This is a genomic window from Paenibacillus zanthoxyli JH29, assembly GCF_000520715.1.
GTDB lineage: Bacteria > Bacillota > Bacilli > Paenibacillales > Paenibacillaceae > Paenibacillus_AQ > Paenibacillus_AQ zanthoxyli.
In genome coordinates this window covers 1-887 of sequence record NZ_ASSD01000314.1, presented here as the reverse complement: position 1 = coordinate 887, position 887 = coordinate 1, and the positions used below count along the sequence as shown (strand labels likewise).

Genomic DNA, 887 nt, shown 5'->3' with positions numbered 1-887 from the left:
GGCTACGCTGGAGCCTTCCCCCTCTCCTGCCAATATCGTGCGGGTGACGGAGGATAAGCTCACGCTGAATGAAGTCTTAAAAGAGGCAACGTTCCCGCTTGGAGCAGGTACAGAAGCGCGCATTCCGGCCGCACTGCTGGAAAAGCTTGTACAGGGCGGCACCGGCTTAAATTTGGCAGGTGAGGAATTTACGCTGAAGCTGAGCGTTCAGATGCTGCGCGATCTGCTGGGCCAGGCATCCAAGGCGGGCGGCGGTGAGGTGGCTGTAAGTATCAATAAGGTAGCCGCTGCCGACATGAAATCGCTGCTTGAGCTTGCCAAGCAGCTCAATTATGCGGAACTCAAGCCGGGAAGCGATCTGTACGAATTTGAGATGAAGCTGATCACAAGCGGCGGAGCGGAAACGGTGATCTCCGCATTCGATCATCCGGTCACTCTCCAGCTTAAGGAAAATGGGCAGGTCGAGGCCAAACTGGCCGGAATCTATTATATTTCTGATGCCGGGGAGCTTGATTATGTCGGCAGCCTGTCAGCAGAAGGATGGCTCAGCGGCAAAATGAGTCATTTCAGCAAATATACACTGCTGGAATACCGCAAGACGTTCACGGATGTTCCTGCCGGAAGCTGGGCGTATGACGCCGTTACGGAAATGGCGGCGAAGCACATTGTGGAAGGAATAAGCCTGAAAGAATTCGCGCCTGGGCGTAAAGTGACGCGGGCGGAATTCGCGGCGCTGCTGGTGCGCGCGCTTGGCCTGAGCGGAGGAAGCGCATCGTTCACGGACGTCCCGGCAGGCAAGTGGTATGCGGATGAGGTGGCGGCAGCCTCCCAGGCCGGAATCGTGAAGGGCCTTGGCGCAGCTTCCTTCAAGCCGGAGCGGACGATCA

At 57.2% G+C, this 887-nt stretch carries 1 protein-coding gene; it reads left to right on the top strand.

The window, feature by feature from the left end:
* On the top strand, positions 1–887 hold an 887-nt coding region (locus L691_RS28645; RefSeq protein WP_036736709.1), incomplete at both ends, for an S-layer homology domain-containing protein.